This is a genomic window from Pseudomonas sp. B21128 (genome assembly GCF_044218865.1).
GTDB lineage: Bacteria > Pseudomonadota > Gammaproteobacteria > Pseudomonadales > Pseudomonadaceae > Aquipseudomonas > Aquipseudomonas iridis.
Window position 1 is genome coordinate 874,074 of the sequence record NZ_CP162590.1, and the last position, 15,940, is coordinate 890,013.

At 57.6% G+C, this 15,940-nt stretch carries 22 protein-coding genes and 1 tRNA gene; 13 read left to right on the forward strand and 10 right to left on the reverse strand.

All coding sequences use genetic code 11. From position 1 onward, the window contains the following. Nucleotides 1-13 precede the first annotated feature (13 nt). The gene (locus AB4P91_RS03770; RefSeq protein WP_150687640.1) at nt 14-361 is read left to right on the forward strand and encodes a hypothetical protein; all 348 of its coding nucleotides are present in this window, start codon (nt 14-16) and stop codon (nt 359-361) included. Nucleotides 362-374: 13 nt separating this feature from the next. Here the strand turns inward: AB4P91_RS03770 and AB4P91_RS03775 are convergent, their stop codons facing one another. Continuing rightward, nucleotides 375-590, reverse strand: coding sequence for a YceK/YidQ family lipoprotein (locus AB4P91_RS03775; protein ID WP_224787133.1), 216 nt, complete (start codon nt 588-590; stop codon nt 375-377). Nucleotides 591-900: 310 nt separating this feature from the next. Here AB4P91_RS03775 and AB4P91_RS03780 point away from each other — a divergent pair, with 310 nt between their 5' ends. The 5 genes from AB4P91_RS03780 to vapC all read left to right on the forward strand — a co-directional run bounded on the left by AB4P91_RS03780 (nt 901) and on the right by vapC (nt 3,555). Then, nucleotides 901-1,851: an alpha/beta fold hydrolase gene (locus AB4P91_RS03780; RefSeq protein WP_395604342.1), complete on the forward strand. Its 951-nt coding sequence runs from the start codon at nt 901-903 to the stop codon at nt 1,849-1,851. Nucleotides 1,852-1,880: 29 nt separating this feature from the next. After that, on the forward strand, nt 1,881-2,294 hold the full coding sequence (locus AB4P91_RS03785) for a hypothetical protein (RefSeq protein ID WP_150593875.1): 414 nt from the start codon (nt 1,881-1,883) through the stop codon (nt 2,292-2,294). Nucleotides 2,295-2,300: 6 nt separating this feature from the next. Continuing rightward, nucleotides 2,301-2,753, forward strand: a complete 453-nt coding sequence (locus tag AB4P91_RS03790; protein ID WP_395604343.1) for a hypothetical protein — start codon at nt 2,301-2,303, stop codon at nt 2,751-2,753. Between the two features lie 164 nt (nt 2,754-2,917). After that, on the forward strand, nt 2,918-3,148 hold the full coding sequence (vapB, locus tag AB4P91_RS03795; RefSeq protein ID WP_150593873.1) for a type II toxin-antitoxin system VapB family antitoxin: 231 nt from the start codon (nt 2,918-2,920) through the stop codon (nt 3,146-3,148). Beyond that, nucleotides 3,148-3,555 carry a tRNA(fMet)-specific endonuclease VapC gene (vapC, locus tag AB4P91_RS03800; RefSeq protein WP_395604344.1) on the forward strand — a complete coding sequence of 136 codons (408 nt, stop codon included), beginning with the start codon at nt 3,148-3,150 and terminating at the stop codon, nt 3,553-3,555. Before vapB ends, vapC begins: the two co-directional genes overlap by 1 nt. 70 nt (nt 3,556-3,625) lie before the next feature. On the opposite strand, the gene gabP is transcribed toward vapC, so the two are convergent. Continuing rightward, nucleotides 3,626-5,017 (reverse strand): GABA permease, encoded by a 1,392-nt coding sequence (gene gabP, locus AB4P91_RS03805; protein ID WP_042557183.1) that lies wholly within the window; start codon nt 5,015-5,017, stop codon nt 3,626-3,628. Between the two features lie 553 nt (nt 5,018-5,570). On the opposite strand from gabP, the gene AB4P91_RS03810 reads away from it, so the two are divergent. The 6 genes from AB4P91_RS03810 (at nt 5,571) to AB4P91_RS03835 (ending at nt 10,276) form a co-directional block, all read left to right on the forward strand. Further along, entirely contained in the window at nt 5,571-6,344 is a 774-nt protein-coding gene (locus AB4P91_RS03810) for an ABC transporter ATP-binding protein (protein WP_042557182.1), read from the forward strand. A gap of 13 nt (nt 6,345-6,357) precedes the next feature. Next, nucleotides 6,358-7,107, forward strand: coding sequence for an ABC transporter substrate-binding protein (locus AB4P91_RS03815; protein ID WP_150596795.1), 750 nt, complete (start codon nt 6,358-6,360; stop codon nt 7,105-7,107). Nucleotides 7,108-7,185: 78 nt separating this feature from the next. Then, the gene (locus AB4P91_RS03820) at nt 7,186-7,881 is read left to right on the forward strand and encodes an ABC transporter permease (protein WP_047299331.1); all 696 of its coding nucleotides are present in this window, start codon (nt 7,186-7,188) and stop codon (nt 7,879-7,881) included. Further along, complete coding sequence (locus tag AB4P91_RS03825) at nt 7,878-8,567, forward strand: ABC transporter permease (protein ID WP_047299330.1); 690 nt, start codon at nt 7,878-7,880, stop codon at nt 8,565-8,567. Before AB4P91_RS03820 ends, AB4P91_RS03825 begins: the two co-directional genes overlap by 4 nt. Further along, nucleotides 8,548-9,783: a methyltransferase gene (locus AB4P91_RS03830; protein WP_395604345.1), complete on the forward strand. Its 1,236-nt coding sequence runs from the start codon at nt 8,548-8,550 to the stop codon at nt 9,781-9,783. Before AB4P91_RS03825 ends, AB4P91_RS03830 begins: the two co-directional genes overlap by 20 nt. A 417-nt stretch (nt 9,784-10,200) precedes the next feature. Beyond that, nucleotides 10,201-10,276 (forward strand) — tRNA-Thr (locus AB4P91_RS03835). Nucleotides 10,277-10,636: 360 nt separating this feature from the next. On the opposite strand, the gene AB4P91_RS03840 is transcribed toward AB4P91_RS03835, so the two are convergent. The 4 genes from AB4P91_RS03840 to AB4P91_RS03855 form a co-directional block, all read right to left on the reverse strand. Then, the gene (locus AB4P91_RS03840; protein WP_191624038.1) at nt 10,637-10,921 is read right to left on the reverse strand and encodes a DNA-binding transcriptional regulator; all 285 of its coding nucleotides are present in this window, start codon (nt 10,919-10,921) and stop codon (nt 10,637-10,639) included. Beyond that, nucleotides 10,911-11,204, reverse strand: coding sequence for a transcriptional regulator (locus AB4P91_RS03845; RefSeq protein WP_395604939.1), 294 nt, complete (start codon nt 11,202-11,204; stop codon nt 10,911-10,913). Before AB4P91_RS03845 ends, AB4P91_RS03840 begins: the two co-directional genes overlap by 11 nt. A gap of 156 nt (nt 11,205-11,360) precedes the next feature. After that, entirely contained in the window at nt 11,361-12,041 is a 681-nt protein-coding gene (locus AB4P91_RS03850; RefSeq protein ID WP_395604346.1) for an RES family NAD+ phosphorylase, read from the reverse strand. Continuing rightward, entirely contained in the window at nt 12,038-12,448 is a 411-nt protein-coding gene (locus tag AB4P91_RS03855; RefSeq protein WP_042557176.1) for an MbcA/ParS/Xre antitoxin family protein, read from the reverse strand. Before AB4P91_RS03855 ends, AB4P91_RS03850 begins: the two co-directional genes overlap by 4 nt. Before the next feature lie 333 nt (nt 12,449-12,781). On the opposite strand from AB4P91_RS03855, the gene AB4P91_RS03860 reads away from it, so the two are divergent. Further along, nucleotides 12,782-13,708 carry a LysR family transcriptional regulator gene (locus AB4P91_RS03860; protein ID WP_150593866.1) on the forward strand — a complete coding sequence of 309 codons (927 nt, stop codon included), beginning with the start codon at nt 12,782-12,784 and terminating at the stop codon, nt 13,706-13,708. On the opposite strand, the gene AB4P91_RS03865 is transcribed toward AB4P91_RS03860, so the two are convergent. The 4 genes from AB4P91_RS03865 to AB4P91_RS03880 form a co-directional block, all read right to left on the reverse strand. Continuing rightward, nucleotides 13,625-13,942: an AzlD domain-containing protein gene (locus AB4P91_RS03865; RefSeq protein ID WP_047299318.1), complete on the reverse strand. Its 318-nt coding sequence runs from the start codon at nt 13,940-13,942 to the stop codon at nt 13,625-13,627. The genes AB4P91_RS03860 and AB4P91_RS03865 overlap by 84 nt on opposite strands. Then, the gene (locus AB4P91_RS03870; RefSeq protein WP_395604347.1) at nt 13,921-14,637 is read right to left on the reverse strand and encodes an AzlC family ABC transporter permease; all 717 of its coding nucleotides are present in this window, start codon (nt 14,635-14,637) and stop codon (nt 13,921-13,923) included. Before AB4P91_RS03870 ends, AB4P91_RS03865 begins: the two co-directional genes overlap by 22 nt. After that, on the reverse strand, nt 14,634-15,011 hold the full coding sequence (locus AB4P91_RS03875) for a GNAT family N-acetyltransferase (protein WP_150594162.1): 378 nt from the start codon (nt 15,009-15,011) through the stop codon (nt 14,634-14,636). The genes AB4P91_RS03870 and AB4P91_RS03875 overlap by 4 nt, the downstream gene beginning before the upstream one ends. Nucleotides 15,012-15,090: 79 nt before the next feature. Continuing rightward, entirely contained in the window at nt 15,091-15,837 is a 747-nt protein-coding gene (locus tag AB4P91_RS03880) for a 2OG-Fe dioxygenase family protein (RefSeq protein ID WP_042557169.1), read from the reverse strand. Nucleotides 15,838-15,940: the final 103 nt, after the last annotated feature.

Genomic DNA, 15,940 nt, shown 5'->3' on the forward strand with positions numbered 1-15,940 from the left:
GCAGAGCCACCTGATGAACCAGAAAAGAACCCGCATCCCCCTGCCCCATCCGCCGCCTTATCGCCAAAGCCGGGCGACCTTCTGGCTGACCGTACTCGTTGGCGTTCTGATTACCTTCGCTTTCGGCGCATCCATCTGGATGCTGTTCGACAGCTGGACCAGCGGCTCCATCACCACAACCAATCGCGGCCCGAAAGACACCTACACCCTGGCCCTGCAACCGCGGCGGTTCTGGATCGAGTTCGTGTCGCAAAGCATAGGCACCGCGTTCCTGCTGTTTATCGGGGTGTTCGGATTGTGGATTTATCGCAAAGTGCAGGAGCCTGTGAAGAAGCCGAAAGGCAAGCGGACTCGGCGATAAGCGAGGATCGCCCTCAGAGGGTGTTGACGTAGTCGACTGGCAGCAAGACCGTGTCCAGCGCAGCGTCCACCGGAAGGGAAACAACAGTGATCAACGGACACACGATCATGACGTAACAGATCACAGCCTCTGCCATACCGTCTCCTCCTCTCACGCCGAGCAAGTGCAGGTTGCCATCGACGCCTTTGTAGTAAGGCTCTTCAGAGGCGCCGTTCAAGCGACCAATCATGGTTCCACAACCGGCCATCATCAAAAACAGGCATATTACCGAGCCGAAACGCAAAATCCCTTTCAAAGCCGTGCTTCCTTTGCCATCCCAATATGAGGCGCGCGATTGTACTCGCGTCGATCCTTCGCCACTAATCGCTACGGTCGCGAAGTGGGGTTGCGCATTAACGAGGCGATCGATTCGTGACGCACCGCGTCACAGATTCCCGAGATGCAATTAATCTAAACCTGGACCGCAGTGCGCCCCATTCATTGCACTATCACCACGTTGAAGTTCATTCTCGGTCGGATTCCGCCAAGGTCCGGTTCTCATGAGCTCATGCAGCACAGCGTGTTCGCGCGATACAGCAACGGTCAGTCAATCCTTCAAGGAAACAGCCGCCGACGGCTTTGTCCTTGGCGGTTTCACCTGGCGCCAGGCCCTGCCCGACACCCAGCGCCCGGTGGTGATCATCAACGCCGCCACGTCGGTGCACTGCCGTCATTACTCGCGTTTCGCTGCCTATCTGTTCGCCAATGGCTTCGACGTCATCACCTACGATTACCGTGGCATCGGAGAATCTCGACTCGGTTCGATCAAAGGTCTTAACGCCTCGTGGACAGACTGGGGCGCGCTGGACTTCGAGGCGATGCTCCGACGCGCGCAACGGGAATTCTCCGGGCAGCCAATCGATGTCGTCGGCCACAGTTTCGGTGGCTGCGCGGCAGGGCTCGGTGAATCCGGGCAGGTCATCCGACGGCTGGTCACCGTCGGCGCGCAGTTCGCCTACTGGCGCGATTACTCGCCCGAACAGCGCTGGCGGATGTTCGGCAAATGGCATCTGCTGATGCCATTGCTGACGCTGTTCTGCGGTTACTTTCCCGGCAAACGGCTCGGCTGGCTGGAGGACACGCCGGCAGGCGTCGTGCGCGACTGGAGCACGCCTACTGCGCGTTACGAGCGTCGTCCAAGCGGGCGAGCGATGTTGGCGAGAACAGGCCATCTGCCCTTTGCCAACCTCCGCGCCCAGACCTTGGCGATCAGCATCAGCGATGACCCTTACGGCACAATTGCAGCCATCGAGCGCCTGCTCAACTACTTCAGCCATGCGCCAAATACCCATCTGCGCATCGACCCGCAGGACATCGGCGAGCAACAAGTCGGACATTTCGCCTTTTTTCGCAGCGCATACCAAGCCACACTATGGCCCATCGCTCTGAACTGGCTGCAAACCGGCAAACTGGCCCCCGACACACCGGGGCGGGAAGTACCGCGCAGCTGAGCCTCATTCAACGCACGACGGAACACATCATGGCCTCCGCCAACAAGCAGCAAAAACGCGCCGCCCGGGCCAAGACCAAGGCCAAGCAGAACCGCACCAAACGCGCCGAGGCACCGGTCGAGCTGGACCCGAACGATGACCGCATCGACTTCGAATCGGTGGACCTGACCGAGCTGTTCAAGAAAATGATCGACGCCGAGAAGATCAGCCAGCAAGCGATGTGCACCGCATTCCTCGAAGACCCGCTGCTGGAACTGGTCTACGAGCAGGAAGGCGAAGAAGGCTCCATGGATTTCATCCTCGCAGCGCTGATCGAGTATCGCCAGTGGTCGCAGGAAACCGACGAGGCCGGCGCGCTGGCGTGGATCGAATCCCCCGCGTTCCAGGCCGACTATGTGGCGGCGTCCGACGCTATCGCTGCACAAACCCAAGAGAAGAACTGAGTCCCCATGGCATCCCTGAACAAGCAACAAAAACGCGCCAAACGCGCCAAGGCCAAAGCCAAGCAAATCCGTATGGTTGGCCGCAAGCCGCTGGACCAGGACGAAGACCTCGGCCACCTCGCCGAGCCGATCCCGGAATACACCTTGGCAATGTTCAGCAAAATGCGCGACGCCGAAGCCGTCAGCCGTAACGACATGCTGCTGACACTGCTGCGCGAACTGGCGTTCATCATCATCGATCACCCTGATCTGCTGGACATGGAAAACGCCGAAAACGAAGGCATGGCCGCCACCCACCTGGCCGCCGACATGTTGATCGACTACCGCATGTGGGCCGATGGCATGACGATCGAAGCCGCCCAGGCCTGGCTGAGCGAGCCGCAGTTCATCACCGACTTCGGGATTGCGCTGGATACGTATGCCAAGTCAGTGGAATCGCAGGAAGAAAAGAGCGAGTAATCCGCGCTCACAAACAAAAACGGCCGCTAGTCATCACTGACAGCGGCCGTTTTCGTATGAGTAGAGCATCACCCTTCGTCAGAAGGAAGCGTATATCCCGTTGACATATCCCACCCTCTATCTATCCTTTGCTTCATCGAACGAGCAGACCTTGGGGCTCAACTATGGAACAGACCACAATTTTCATGAGCAATCGGAGCCAGGCTGTTCGCCTGCCCAAGGCAGTTGCAATGCCCGGCGATGTAAAACGAGTAGAAGTTATCGCCATTGGCAGGACACGCGTGATCACGCCTGTTGGCGAAAGCTGGGACAGCTGGTTCGATGGCGACAGCGTCACAAGCGATTTTATGGATGATCGTGATCAAGCTTTCGATCAGGAGCGTGAGTCGTTCTGATGATCAAATACATGCTGGATACCAACATCTGCATTTTCACTATCAAGAACAAACCCCAAATTGTCCGGGAAGCTTTCAATCGCCATTCCGGACAATTGTGCATCAGCGCTATCACGCTCATGGAGCTTATTTACGGCGCTGAAAAGTCAGCGGCCCCGGAAAAGAATCTCGCAATTGTCGAAGGTTTCGTCGCGCGGTTGGAAGTCTTGCCTTTCGACGATGACGCAGCAGCACAGACAGGGATGATTCGATCTGAATTGGCGAAAGCCGGAACACCGATCGGGCCATACGACCAAATGATCGCAGGCCATGCGCGATCACTTGGACTTATTGTGGTGACGAACAATGTGCGGGAATTTGAACAAGTTTCGGGTTTGCGCATAGAGGACTGGGTTCATCCCGACTGAGTAATGCTCACAAACAAAAACGGCCGCTAGTCATCACTGACAGCGGCCGTTTTGTATTACGCGCTACGGATCAGTTCAACACCACCGCACCACGTTTTTCCTGCTTGCGACGGCGAGACACCAGCAGACCGGTCGCCACTACCATCAGGCTCAGCAGGCCGGTGGCGAGGATTTCCACGCGGTGCGCTTCCTGGAACAACATGATGGTCAGGGCCGCGACGATGAAGATGATCACCGCGTAGGTCAGGCCCGGGAACAGCCACATGCTGAAGTCGATTTTCTCGCCACGGGCCATGCGCTGTTTGCGCATTCGCAGTTGCGAGAACGCGATCACCAGGTACACCAGCAGTGCGATCGCGCCGGAGCTGGCCAGCAGGAATTCGAACACGGCGGCCGGTGCCACGTAGTTGGCGAATGTGCAGAGGAACGCGGCGCCAGTGGACAACATCACCGCCCAGTAAGGCGTACCGCTTTTGTTGGTGCGGGTCGACATGGCCGGTGCGTCACCGCGCTTGCCGAGGGAGAACAACATCCGCGATGAGGTATAGAGCGCCGAGTTCAGGCAACTGGTTACAGCGACCAGCACCACGATGTCGACGATCATTTTCGCGTTCGGGATGCCCATGCGCTCCAGCACAGTCTGGTAGGAGCCGAGGTTGGCCAGCATCGGATCGTTCCATGGCACCAGCGCCACGACGATGAAGATCGAAACGAGGTAGAACAGGCCGATCCGCCAGATCACCGAGTTGGTGGCCTTGGAGATCTGCTTGCCCGGGTCCTTCGATTCCGCGGCCGCAATGGTCACGATCTCGGTCCCCATGAACGAGAACATGGTGGTCAGAATCGCGCCCAACACCGCGCCCATGCCGTTGGGCAGGAAGCCGCCGCTGTCGAACAAGTGCGAAACGCCGCTGACCTGGCTGTTCGGCAGGTAGCCGAAAATCGCCGCAAGACCGAGCCCGATGAACCCGATGATCGCCAGTACCTTAACCAGGGCAAACCAGAATTCGAACTCACCGTAGTTTTTCACGCTGAACAGGTTGGTCACGGTCAACAGCAGGGTGATGACCAGCGCAAACGCCCAGATGCCTACATCGGGGAACCACGCGTGCAGGATGGTCGCGGCGGCGTTGGCTTCCAGCGGAATCACCAACACCCAGAACCACCAATACAACCAGCCAATGGTGAAGCCGGCCCAGTGCCCGATGGCGCGGTCGGCATACGTCGAGAAAGAACCGGTGTCGGGCGAAGCAACCGCCATTTCGCCGAGCATCCGCATCACCAGCACCACCAGGGTACCGGCGGCTGCATAGGCCAGCAGCACTGCAGGACCTGCGGCAGCAATGGCGTGGCCGGAGCCAACGAACAGACCGGCGCCGATAACACCGGCGATCGACAACATGGTCACATGACGCGGTTTGAGCCCCTGTTCGAGGCCATTGGAGCTTGGGGTACTGCTCATCGAAACTACCTTTGCAAGGAAAGCGATTGCGTCCGGCCCGTCCGAAATTTCCTTCTCGTAAAAAGAAACCAACGGGGCGTTCCTTATTCTGCACGCAATAATTGCGCCAAAATATTTCAAAGTCTTTCGGGCCGGGGCTTTGAGCGCGACCGGACAGTCATCGCAAGTCCTTGGATTTAATGGCAATCTGCCAGAGCGTTACCCTGCGACTCACTTTGAAGACGAATCCGCGCACCAGAAACGCACTGAAAAATTGTGGGATGCACAATAAAAGGGCGAATCGGGAACGTTCGGCCGGATAGCGCTTCCAACACCCCGCCAAAGCTGGCAACATCGCGCCTTTTTTTACGCGACACCCACGCGATTGCACGTTCAAACACCCGTTCGGTTGTTGATGGGGCGACAGTCTGCTGTGCTGATGCGACAACCCGCCACATGCCACCCGTTTACCGCTCGTAGCGCTGTTGGCTGCCATTGAAACGCTATGCTAGCTTGGCCGCCTCGCCAGGAAGGCCATCCAACAGCAGGAGCGCAACATATATGAGGAACGCACATGGCTGAGGCCACGCCCGCGCTTGAAATCCGCAACTTGCACAAACGCTACGGACAGCTTGAGGTGCTCAAAGGCATCTCGCTGACCGCCCGCGACGGCGATGTGATCTCGATCCTGGGTTCCTCCGGTTCCGGCAAGTCCACGTTCCTGCGTTGCATCAATCTGTTGGAAAACCCGCACCAGGGCCAGATCCTGGTGGCCGGTGAAGAACTCAAGCTCAAGGCTGCCAAGAATGGCGAACTGGTTGCCGCTGACGGCAAACAGATCAACCGCCTGCGCTCCGAGATTGGTTTTGTGTTTCAAAACTTTAATTTGTGGCCGCACATGAGCGTGCTCGACAACATCATCGAAGCCCCGCGCCGCGTGCTCGGCCAGAGCAAGGCCGAAGCCATCGAAGTCGCCGAAGCACTGCTGGCCAAGGTCGGCATCGCCGACAAGCGCCACGCCTACCCGGCGCAACTGTCCGGTGGTCAGCAACAACGCGCGGCCATCGCGCGCACGCTGGCGATGCAACCGAAGGTGATCCTGTTCGACGAGCCCACCTCCGCCCTTGACCCGGAAATGGTTCAGGAAGTACTTAGTGTCATCCGCGCATTGGCCGAAGAAGGCCGCACCATGCTGCTCGTGACCCACGAAATGGGCTTCGCCCGTCAGGTCTCCAGCGAAGTGGTGTTCCTTCACCAAGGCTTGATAGAAGAGCAAGGATCGCCACAGCAGGTGTTCGAAAACCCGCTTTCGGCGCGCTGCAAACAATTCATGTCCAGCAACCGCTAACGGAGCAACATGCATGCAGAACTATAAAAAGGTCTTCCTGGCTGCGGCCGTCTCGCTGGCGTTCAGCGCCGGTGCCATGGCCGAAACCCTGAAGATGGGCATCGAAGCGGCTTACCCGCCGTTCAACAATAAAGACGCCAGTGGCAACGTGGTCGGCTTCGACAAAGACATCGGCGACGCCCTGTGCGCCAAGATGAAAGTTGAGTGCACCGTCGTCACTTCTGATTGGGACGGCATCATCCCGTCGCTGAACGCGAAGAAATTCGACTTCCTGATCTCGTCTTTGTCGATCACCGAAGAGCGCAAAGGCGCGGTGGACTTCACCGACCCGTACTACTCGAACAAGCTGCAATTCATCGCACCGAAAAACGTCGACTTCAAAACCGACAAGGACTCGCTCAAAGGCAAGACCATCGGTACGCAGCGTGCCACGCTGGCCGGCACCTGGCTGGAAGACACCTACGCGGATGACATCAAGGTCAGCCTCTATGACACCCAGGAAAACGCCTACCTCGACCTGACCTCCGGCCGCGTCGACGCCATCCTCGCCGACAAGTACGCCAACTATGACTGGCTGAAAAGCGAAGCCGGCAAGAACTACGAGTTCAAAGGCGACCCGGTTGTGGAAAGCGACAAGATTGGCATTGCTGTGCGCAAGGGCGATCCACTGCGCGAGAAGCTGAACGCTGCACTGAAGGAAATCGTCGCTGACGGTACCTACAAGAAGATCAACGACAAGTACTTCCCGTTCAGCATCTACTGATCCTGACCTGCGGAACCGGCGCCGTGATGCAACGGCGCCGGCTCCCGACCTTGCCTGCCGCGATTTGAAAAGAAATCCATGATTATCGACCTTTACGGATTCGGCCCGGCGCTCGCCGCTGGCGCGCTGATGACCGTCAAACTGGCTCTCTCGGCCCTGTGCCTGGGTCTGGTGCTCGGTCTGCTCGGCGCCTTGGCCAAGACTTCCCCGTACAAGCCGCTGCAATGGCTTGGCGGCTTTTATTCAACCCTGGTGCGCGGCGTCCCGGAATTGCTCTGGGTGCTGTTGATCTACTTCGGTACGGTCAACCTGATGCGCGCGCTCGGCGAGTTTTTCGGCAATCCCGATCTGGCACTCAGCGCCTTCGCCGCGGGCGTCATCGCGCTCGGTTTGTGTTTCGGCGCCTACGCCACGGAAGTGTTTCGTGGCGCAATCCTCGCCATTCCCAAAGGTCACCGTGAGGCCGGCGTGGCCCTGGGCCTGTCGAAATGGCGGATCTTCACCAAGCTGATCATGCCGCAGATGTGGCGCATCGCCCTCCCGGGCCTGGGCAACCTGTTCATGATCCTGATGAAAGACACCGCGCTGGTGTCGGTGATCGGCCTGGAAGAAATCATGCGTCATGCACAGATCGGCGTGACCATGTCGAAACAGCCGTTCACCTTCTATATGGTTGCCGCGCTCATGTATCTCGGCCTGACGGTGGTGGCGATGACCGGCATGCACTTCCTGGAAAAACGCGCCGCCCGCGGCTTTGCGAGGAGCGCTCAATGAACTGGGAAGTCATCATCAAGTGGCTGCCAAAACTGGCGCAGGGCGCGACCTTGACCCTGGAACTGGTGGCCATCGCCGTGATCGCCGGCCTGTTGCTGGCGATTCCGCTGGGCATCGCCCGCTCTTCGAAGCTGTGGTACGTGCGTGCTTTGCCCTACGCCTACATCTTCTTTTTCCGCGGCACACCGTTGCTGGTTCAGTTGTTCCTGGTCTATTACGGCCTGGCGCAGTTCGACGCTGTGCGTAACAGCCCAATGTGGCCTTACCTGCGCGATCCGTTCTGGTGCGCAACGGTAACCATGACCCTGCACACCGCGGCGTACATCGCCGAGATCCTGCGCGGCGCGATTCAAGCGATCCCACCGGGCGAGATCGAAGCGGCGCGTGCCCTGGGCATGTCCAAGCCCAAAGCGATGTTCTACATCATCCTGCCGCGGGCAGCACGCATCGGCCTGCCGGCCTACAGCAACGAGGTGATATTGATGCTCAAGGCCAGCGCCCTGGCCAGCACCGTCACCCTGCTTGAATTGACCGGCATGGCCCGCACGATCATTGCTCGCACCTACCTGCCGGTGGAAATCTTCTTCGCCGCTGGCGTGTTCTATCTGGTGATGGCTTACGTGCTGGTGCGCGGCTTCAAGCTGCTGGAGCGCTGGCTGCGCGTCGATGCCTGCCAAGGGCGCTGAAACTTCCCACGTGCTGACGGGCGAGGACTTACTCGCCCGCTTCACGACACTGGATACTTTTCTGACAGCGCATCAGGCGTTGTGGAAACCTCGACCGTTCACTCATCTGCAGCTTCCCTGGGAAGCGTCCTACCCGGAGCTGGCCTCATGGCTGCGCGGGCGGTCGCTGCAAGAGGCGGAAAATGCGCACAACCACCCTGCCAATCTTGCCGATGCGCCGGAGCCGTTCGCCTCATTGGCGGCGTTGTCGGCTGAATTGAGCGAGGTCGGAGAGTTACCCGGGCATGCGCTGGAAGCTGCAAGCCAGCGCTTGAATGTGGATGTACCAGGGCGCAAATGGCAGCAGATCGAGGCGTTCGGCAGTCGACTGTCCTTCGCATCGCAACCGACGCATTGGCTGGACTGGTGCTCCGGCAAGGGACACTTGGGGCGGCGCCTGCTGAGCACCGGGCAACAACTGACGTGCGTTGAGTACGATCCGGCGCTGGTTGCCAGTGGTCAGGCGCTGAGCCAGCGTCATCAATTAAATGCGCGTCATGTTGAACGGGATGTTCTGGCGGCAGATGCTTCAGCCGTATTGAACGCCCGACACACTCCGGTTGCCCTCCACGCCTGCGGCGATCTGCATGTGCGACTGATGCAACTGGCCAGCGCCGCCGGTTGCCGACAAATGGCAATCGCCCCGTGCTGCTACAACCGGATCAATCGCACGGAATATCAGGCGTTATCCCTGGCCGGCTCGGGATCGCTCCTACGGCTCTCGCTAGAAGATCTGGCGCTACCGATGAGCGAAACTGTCACCGCCGGTGCACGAGTCCGACGCCAACGCGACATCTCCATGGCACGACGCCTTGCCTTTGACTTGCTGCAACGGCAACTGAGCGGCATCGACCAATACCTGCCCACCCCTTCGCTACCCAGCGCCTGGCTGGAAAAAACCTTCGCCGATTACTGCCGCGAGCTGGCAGCGCTCAAACAGTTATCCACAATCGGTCCGCAGGATTGGCCAGCGCTAGAGGCGGCCGGTTGGCAGCGGTTAGCCGAAGTTCGCAACCTGGAATTACTCCGCGGATTATTCCGACGACCACTCGAGCTTTGGCTAAATCTGGATCGAGCACTTTTCCTCGCCGAACAGGGATACGTCGTGCGCCTTGGCACCTTCTGCGATGCGCCACTCACACCGCGCAATTTGCTGCTGCTCGCCGAACGCGCTTAAAACACCCCAGCCTGTGGATAACTCTGTTGATGGAAATCTTCTGGATCCAATATCCACGCCTGTTTCGTGGCTTTAACACTGCTGGTCATTTTTTGTTCACATGAATAAATAACCAGTAAAACAGGGATTTGCGAACAAAATGAGAATGCGTTCACAAATACTCGCACTTGAGCGCGGGCACGCCGATCAGTTGTGCATAAGCTTCCATTCAAAACGGCATAAATCACCTAATACGAAGCAGGTCTGACAAAAAAGTCGCCGCCTCAGGGTAGGAATACAAACCTTGAAAGTGCCTGTTTTCAAGGGTGGAAACCCAGAGATAACGCCTTCGTTGAGCCTGATCCTGCACCCGCATAAAAATAGTCTGAATTCAGGGGTTTACAGATTTAACCCAATCGCTATAATCGTCGCCCACACGCCGGTATAGCTCAGTTGGTAGAGCAACTGACTTGTAATCAGTAGGTCCCGGGTTCGACTCCTGGTGCCGGCACCATACAAAACGAAGCCCCTGCAGAAATGCAGGGGCTTTGTTGTTTCTGGCGTGTTTATATTTTTGGCAACGCCAAACCTTCAGTAGAAACAGCCCCCCTTCCCTCGCACACTTCGACTGACTCGCCACACCTCTTCATACAATCCCCGAAAGCACCGCTTTGCCCTAAAGGTTCAGATTTCCATTTATGGCAAATTATGAGCTGGCAATAATTATGGCGTGCTCATCAAAGCTGTAATTGCATAAGCGGCATTTTTCAGTGCCCAGAACTGGCTGAGGAGCTTTGATGGTGGAGTTAGGCTGCGAGGCATTCATTACGAAAAAGCCCCTGCAGAAATGCAGGGGCTTTGTTTATTTCCGGTCTTAAGCAGGATGCAAATCCCGCAACGCTTCAGGATGCTGACTCGCAACACGCAGCAGGGTTTGCGCCGCGCCCGTCGGCTGCCTGCGGCCTTGCTCCCAATCCTGCAACGTCCGCAAACTCACACCGATCAGCTTGGCAAACGCGCTTTGGGAAACGCCCACCTTGGCACGAGCTTCTGCTGCTGCAGAAAGCGGCACATGAGTTACCCGCGCGGCTTTTCTTTCTTTCATTTGACGCACAGAGCCCAGCAAGTCCTGCTGGAATTGCTCCAGTTCATTGGCCATCGCTGATTTCCTCCTTCAATTGCTTAAGGAAGGCTGCGGGCAAGTTGTCGAATTTTGCCTTGGCGTAGGCAATGAGCAACCCAATTGAGCCTTCAGAAAGCGCGTTGTAATAAATGACCCGCGTACCACCTCGCTTACCCATGCCGTTGCGAGTCCGGCGCACCTTGCGCAAACCGCCACTGCCAGGCACGACATCACCAGCCAATGGATTTGCAGCAAGCCAATTTATGAATTCATGGCGTTCACCATCGACCCATATGGCGTTGGCATAGCGCTTGAAAATTTCCGTTTCGATGATTGTCTACATGAATCCGACTATACGGCTATGCCGTATAAACGAACGATAAACGTTTTCCGACGACGTGGTGAATATCCTGAATGCACCAACAGAAAGCCATTGAGGTAAATTGCCTTCCCTACGGCGAGGGCTTTTTGCGTTTCAAACCTGACTGACCTCAAACACAAACGAAATCCTCCTCTGGCTCGCGCTCCAAACATATCTCAGATGCTTGCCCTGCTTCGGAATCGAAACCGCCGGTGGCCGGAACGCGGCGACGCATTCGTGCCCGGCCAATCGAACGCTGTTGTAAAGCAAACCCCAGGATTGGGCTTCACGTAGCTGCCGGGCAAATGCCTGAGAAGGACCGTAGGCATCGGGATCAGGATTGTGCAGATTCGGATAGCCATGGCGAATGTCGTGCAGCGGTTTGACCACTCGGTTGACGTAGGTGCGCATGGTCAATTCGAGGTTTGCTTCGTTGGTGGCTGCGAGAAAGCGTTCCTGGTGATAACAGGTTTCGGCGATAGCCGCGGCCTGGCTGCTGGCGGCGTAGTAGACGCCGAAGGTGCCGTCGGTGAAGCGGCTGCTTTTGCCGATGTGCGTGAACGCAGCCATCACCGGGGTCGATCCGGGGCCTGAGAGCCGGTCTTCCGGGCGCACCCGATCAAGGACTCCCGCCTGGGCGATCAGACGATCGTTGGTCAGCGCTTCGAGGGCGTAGGCAATTTCCAGGTCTTCGGGATCGAGTACGTCTTCGAACAGCGCAATTGGCGGGAAGCTGCTGTTAACGATCCGGTAGGCACGCGGCCAATGCGGATCAGCCAGGGCTGGCGCGCTCAACCGCGCACTCCATCGAGATAGCGTCGTACATCGGCGATATCGACCACGCGTCCGGCCAGCATGTAGTCCAGAGCGGTTTGCCCATTAAACGGCGCGGCAGTGTTCGGGCTGCTGACCCACGTATAAGCGCGTTCGCGGCTGTTGCTGAAGATGATGCTCAACGCCTTGTGAATGCCCATCAGGTAGGAGATGCGCTCAAGGGTGTCGTGGGGTAGGCGAACGTTTGGCGGCAGGTGTTTGTACTTGTAGAACGTGGTGTTGCCGACACCGCCGAGCAATGTGCGTTGCTGCTCGGCGTTGCAGCCCCACCGCTCCATGAGGTTGAAGAAAAACTTCAGCGCGACACGGCCTGCTTCGGGGGCGTCAAGTTGTTCGCGCGGGTTGAGGGCCGGGGTTGAGGTGGGCATAACCGCCTCCATTGATAGCTGACATGATTTCAAGACTAGTACAGATACGGATTTTTTCCCTCATTTAATCCGTACACGTATTTTTTTACTCTTCTATCAAGAAAGTTAAAAACGGCGCGAATTGTTATTTCCAGTGAGTATTTTTTGACCCCAATCACCCCCGAGTCATCAAAAACCCCGATCCTGTGTCAGCTTCCAGCCATCGGCGGGGACATCAATTCGCTACTAAACCCGCGACAACTATGCTCAGGTGCAGGAATATAGCCGGCATATGGCGCCGGACCGGTCGTCTCGTAAATAACAATACCCAGCCCACTTCAGAGGGCATTACCCATGGATAGCAGAACCTTACGCAACCTCATGCGCATCGCGCAGACCGGCTCGTTGTCGGCCGCAGCCGAGCATTCGTGCCTGACCGTGCAGGCATTGGCCGCGCAGTTGAACAAGGTCGAAGAGCAATTCGGTTTCCGCTTGTTTCGTCGCTCCAACAAAGGGCTGACGCTGACGCCGCAAGGCACCGAGCTGACGCCTTATATGGACAGAGTGCTGATTGCCACGCGACAGATGGAAGAAAAAGTCGAGGCGCTCAAAGTGCCGGGGCAACGCACGTTGAAGGTTGCGTTGAACAACACGTTGTCGCCTGACTTCAATCGGCGAATGATCGGACGCCTGATTGAGGTGTTTCCCGATTATCAGATGGAATTCAGCTATGCCGAGTCGATGGAAAACCTCAGCAAGCTAAAAAATGAAGACTTTGACCTCGCGGTGCTGATCGGCCCGCAGCGTCCGGGTTTGCCGAGCATTGTCCTGCCGGATGTGCAGGTGCAGGTGGTCGGCGCGCATTGTGGGCAGGAGAACGATCCGCTGACGTTGCTGGGCAACAAGTTTCAGGTGCGTCCTGCGGAAGATTGTCCGTATTCCCACAGCTTCCTGCGTTTTCTCGACGCCGGACTGGGCAATCACGAGAACGGTCAACGCATGGTCTACTCCTGCAGCGAGACCCTTACGCTGTCGCTGATCACGCAGATGGATGCAGTTGGCATGGTCTCCCGCGAGGCCGCGCAGAAGAACGGCCTGACGATCTTCCCCGGTTTCGAGGATTTCCTTGAGGTGCGGCTGGCGATCAACAACCCGGACCTGTCGAACCAGGCGTTGAGCGACGTGGTCGATCTGCCGTTACATGAACGAGCCGAGCGCAATGTACGCAGCCGTCCCAACCGCCACACTGAGAAAGAGGTTTTTGCTGAAATACGCACATAACAACGTCGGAATCGCAGCATAGAACTCCGGGCGATCGAGCTGTATGTGCTGATCCTTGATCAACAAGGGCGTCAGGCTGATCGCAGCGACGATCGCCACTGGCAGGTATTCCAGCGCGCGCGCGATAAACGGCGGCCAGTGATCGGTGTTGATCTGCAAGGGCAATGCCCGTGGCAGGAAGGTCACGGCCATCATCAGCGCGACCACCAGAATCAGGAACGTTTGGTCAGGCATACACCCACTCCGCAGCCCACAAACGTGGCGATAAACACATTAAACGGCGAGCTGCCGACCAGGCTCAGTGCGCCCATGCAAACCACAGCAGCCGCGGCGGCGATGAGTTTGTTGCGGGTGTTGCACAGCGAAACCAGCACGTAGAGCATCATCGCCGTCAGTGCGTAGTCGAGCTGATATTTGATCAAGTGCGCCGCGTACTGGGCACAGACCGCGCCGAGCAAGCCACCGAGCACCCACGAGGTGTGGCAGAACAGGTTGAAACCAATCAGATAACGCACGTTGACCGGCGCGCCGGTGCCGAGTTTCACGCTGTGGAAAGCAAAGGATTCGTCGGTCAGGCCACCGGCGTAGCACCATCGCTCCATGCGACTGAGCCCTAAGGCACGCAGGGCTTTTGCCATGTACACCGACATCAACATGTGCCGCGCATTGATCAGGAATGTGGTCAGCACAATGGTGGTCAGCGAAGCACCGCTGGAGATCAGCGCCAACGCGGCAAATTGCGAAGCGCCGGCATAGACGAACAAGCACATCGCCACGGGCAGCCACATTGGCAGCCCCGCGTTGACGGCCATCAAGCCGAATACGAACGCCACCGTGAAATACCCGGCGACCACCGGGCTGGCTTCGGCTAATGTACGCGACGGCTGATGGTTGACCATCAGCGGCGCACTGCCGGACGTTTCATTCATAGATCCCTCTCAAATGTCCGTTCGCCGTGAGGCTCGCAAAAACCCTGGGCAGCCCAAAAACGCTTGCCCGCGAGGTTAGCATCGTCGACGAACAGAAACATCCGCAACACACCGACACGTTTCATGTCGGATGACGCCGCTTCAACCAGGCGTTGACCGACGCCCTGACTGCGATAGAGCGGACTGACCGCCAGATGATTGATCGTGCCGCGACTGCCGAGCATTCCGCCCAGCACTGCTCCTACGATCTCGCCGGCCACGTCGAAGGCCAGAAAGGCCGTGGTGGTTTTCTGGATTAATACGCCGCGCAGGCACTTGGCGTCCTGCCATTCGCAGAAGGACACTTCGTCGAACTGGCGGAAGAAGCGCTCCATGCGCTGCGCATCCTTGGCCGTGGCGCGCCGCAGCAGCACCGGCGTCGAGCACTCGACGCCGTCGATTGGGGTGATCTGATTAGCGAACAATGTCGAAAGCGGTCCCGGGCCGCGAGAAGGAAATCGCCAGAATCTGCCGGTACGCCATGGCATGGGTGTGCGAGTTGCGCGCCGGGGTCACGTAGTGGCGCATGTCGCGGTCGAGGAAGTAGGTGGTATCGAGAATTTCCTGGTAAGTGGTCGACGCCAGTTGATGCTCGTGGATGTCGTACAAACGACTCTCTGCACCCTCGACATTGTTGCGGCCCCAGAAGTGCACACCGCTGAACGGATAACCGTCGCAATGAATCCCTTCGGGAGTGATTTCCAGCTGTTTGCCGGGTTTGATCTCGATGCGAATTTGATGGATCTGGCACTGCCAGATTTCATCGTGCAGCTCTTCCGGCAATACGCTTTTGTACACCTCAAAGTCGGTGTCGATCAGGCTGCGCATCACCGGCGACGAAATCACTTCATCGGAAAAGTCCTGGAAGTGCCTGACCAGACCGCCGACATAGGCGTTGTTTTCCTTGGACTGCACGTACGCGCGATGTTCGAGCTGCTTCAGTTCGCGAGTCTTGGGGTTGTACTCAAAATCACTGTAACGACGGAAACGCATGCCGGCTTCGGCCTGACCGTAGTAACTGTCAGGTTCCATGTTTTCCCAACTTTTGGTCAGTCTGACGAAGTCGGCGAAATGACCGTAGAGATTGAAGTCACCACCCTGGACGTTGACGTATTTGTCGCGCCGTAGCGATTCGCCCACTTCTCTGTTCAAAACGATCATTACCAAATTCTCCGCTGCATTGAGCGGCCTAATCTATTAGGTGCAGAATTTGCGTCCATGAGAAAGAATTTCAGGCATTTAAAGCGCTGTTTGAAACGGGGTT

Bases quoted from the DNA above. Each gene is read 5' to 3' on its own strand.
- AB4P91_RS03770 (WP_150687640.1), top strand. From the start codon at position 14: ATGAACCAGAAAAGAACCCGCATCCCCCTGCCCCATCCGCCGCCTTAT.
- AB4P91_RS03775 (WP_224787133.1), bottom strand. From the start codon at position 590: ATGATTGGTCGCTTGAACGGCGCCTCTGAAGAGCCTTACTACAAAGGC.
- AB4P91_RS03780 (WP_395604342.1), top strand. From the start codon at position 901: ATGAGCTCATGCAGCACAGCGTGTTCGCGCGATACAGCAACGGTCAGT.
- AB4P91_RS03785 (WP_150593875.1), top strand. From the start codon at position 1,881: ATGGCCTCCGCCAACAAGCAGCAAAAACGCGCCGCCCGGGCCAAGACC.
- AB4P91_RS03790 (WP_395604343.1), top strand. From the start codon at position 2,301: ATGGCATCCCTGAACAAGCAACAAAAACGCGCCAAACGCGCCAAGGCC.
- vapB (WP_150593873.1), top strand. From the start codon at position 2,918: ATGGAACAGACCACAATTTTCATGAGCAATCGGAGCCAGGCTGTTCGC.
- vapC (WP_395604344.1), top strand. From the start codon at position 3,148: ATGATCAAATACATGCTGGATACCAACATCTGCATTTTCACTATCAAG.
- gabP (WP_042557183.1), bottom strand. From the start codon at position 5,017: ATGAGCAGTACCCCAAGCTCCAATGGCCTCGAACAGGGGCTCAAACCG.
- AB4P91_RS03810 (WP_042557182.1), top strand. From the start codon at position 5,571: ATGGCTGAGGCCACGCCCGCGCTTGAAATCCGCAACTTGCACAAACGC.
- AB4P91_RS03815 (WP_150596795.1), top strand. From the start codon at position 6,358: ATGCAGAACTATAAAAAGGTCTTCCTGGCTGCGGCCGTCTCGCTGGCG.
- AB4P91_RS03820 (WP_047299331.1), top strand. From the start codon at position 7,186: ATGATTATCGACCTTTACGGATTCGGCCCGGCGCTCGCCGCTGGCGCG.
- AB4P91_RS03825 (WP_047299330.1), top strand. From the start codon at position 7,878: ATGAACTGGGAAGTCATCATCAAGTGGCTGCCAAAACTGGCGCAGGGC.
- AB4P91_RS03830 (WP_395604345.1), top strand. From the start codon at position 8,548: ATGCCTGCCAAGGGCGCTGAAACTTCCCACGTGCTGACGGGCGAGGAC.
- AB4P91_RS03840 (WP_191624038.1), bottom strand. From the start codon at position 10,921: ATGGCCAATGAACTGGAGCAATTCCAGCAGGACTTGCTGGGCTCTGTG.
- AB4P91_RS03855 (WP_042557176.1), bottom strand. From the start codon at position 12,448: ATGCCCACCTCAACCCCGGCCCTCAACCCGCGCGAACAACTTGACGCC.
- AB4P91_RS03860 (WP_150593866.1), top strand. From the start codon at position 12,782: ATGGATAGCAGAACCTTACGCAACCTCATGCGCATCGCGCAGACCGGC.
- AB4P91_RS03865 (WP_047299318.1), bottom strand. From the start codon at position 13,942: ATGCCTGACCAAACGTTCCTGATTCTGGTGGTCGCGCTGATGATGGCC.
- AB4P91_RS03870 (WP_395604347.1), bottom strand. From the start codon at position 14,637: ATGAATGAAACGTCCGGCAGTGCGCCGCTGATGGTCAACCATCAGCCG.
- AB4P91_RS03875 (WP_150594162.1), bottom strand. From the start codon at position 15,011: ATGGAGCGCTTCTTCCGCCAGTTCGACGAAGTGTCCTTCTGCGAATGG.
- AB4P91_RS03880 (WP_042557169.1), bottom strand. From the start codon at position 15,837: ATGATCGTTTTGAACAGAGAAGTGGGCGAATCGCTACGGCGCGACAAA.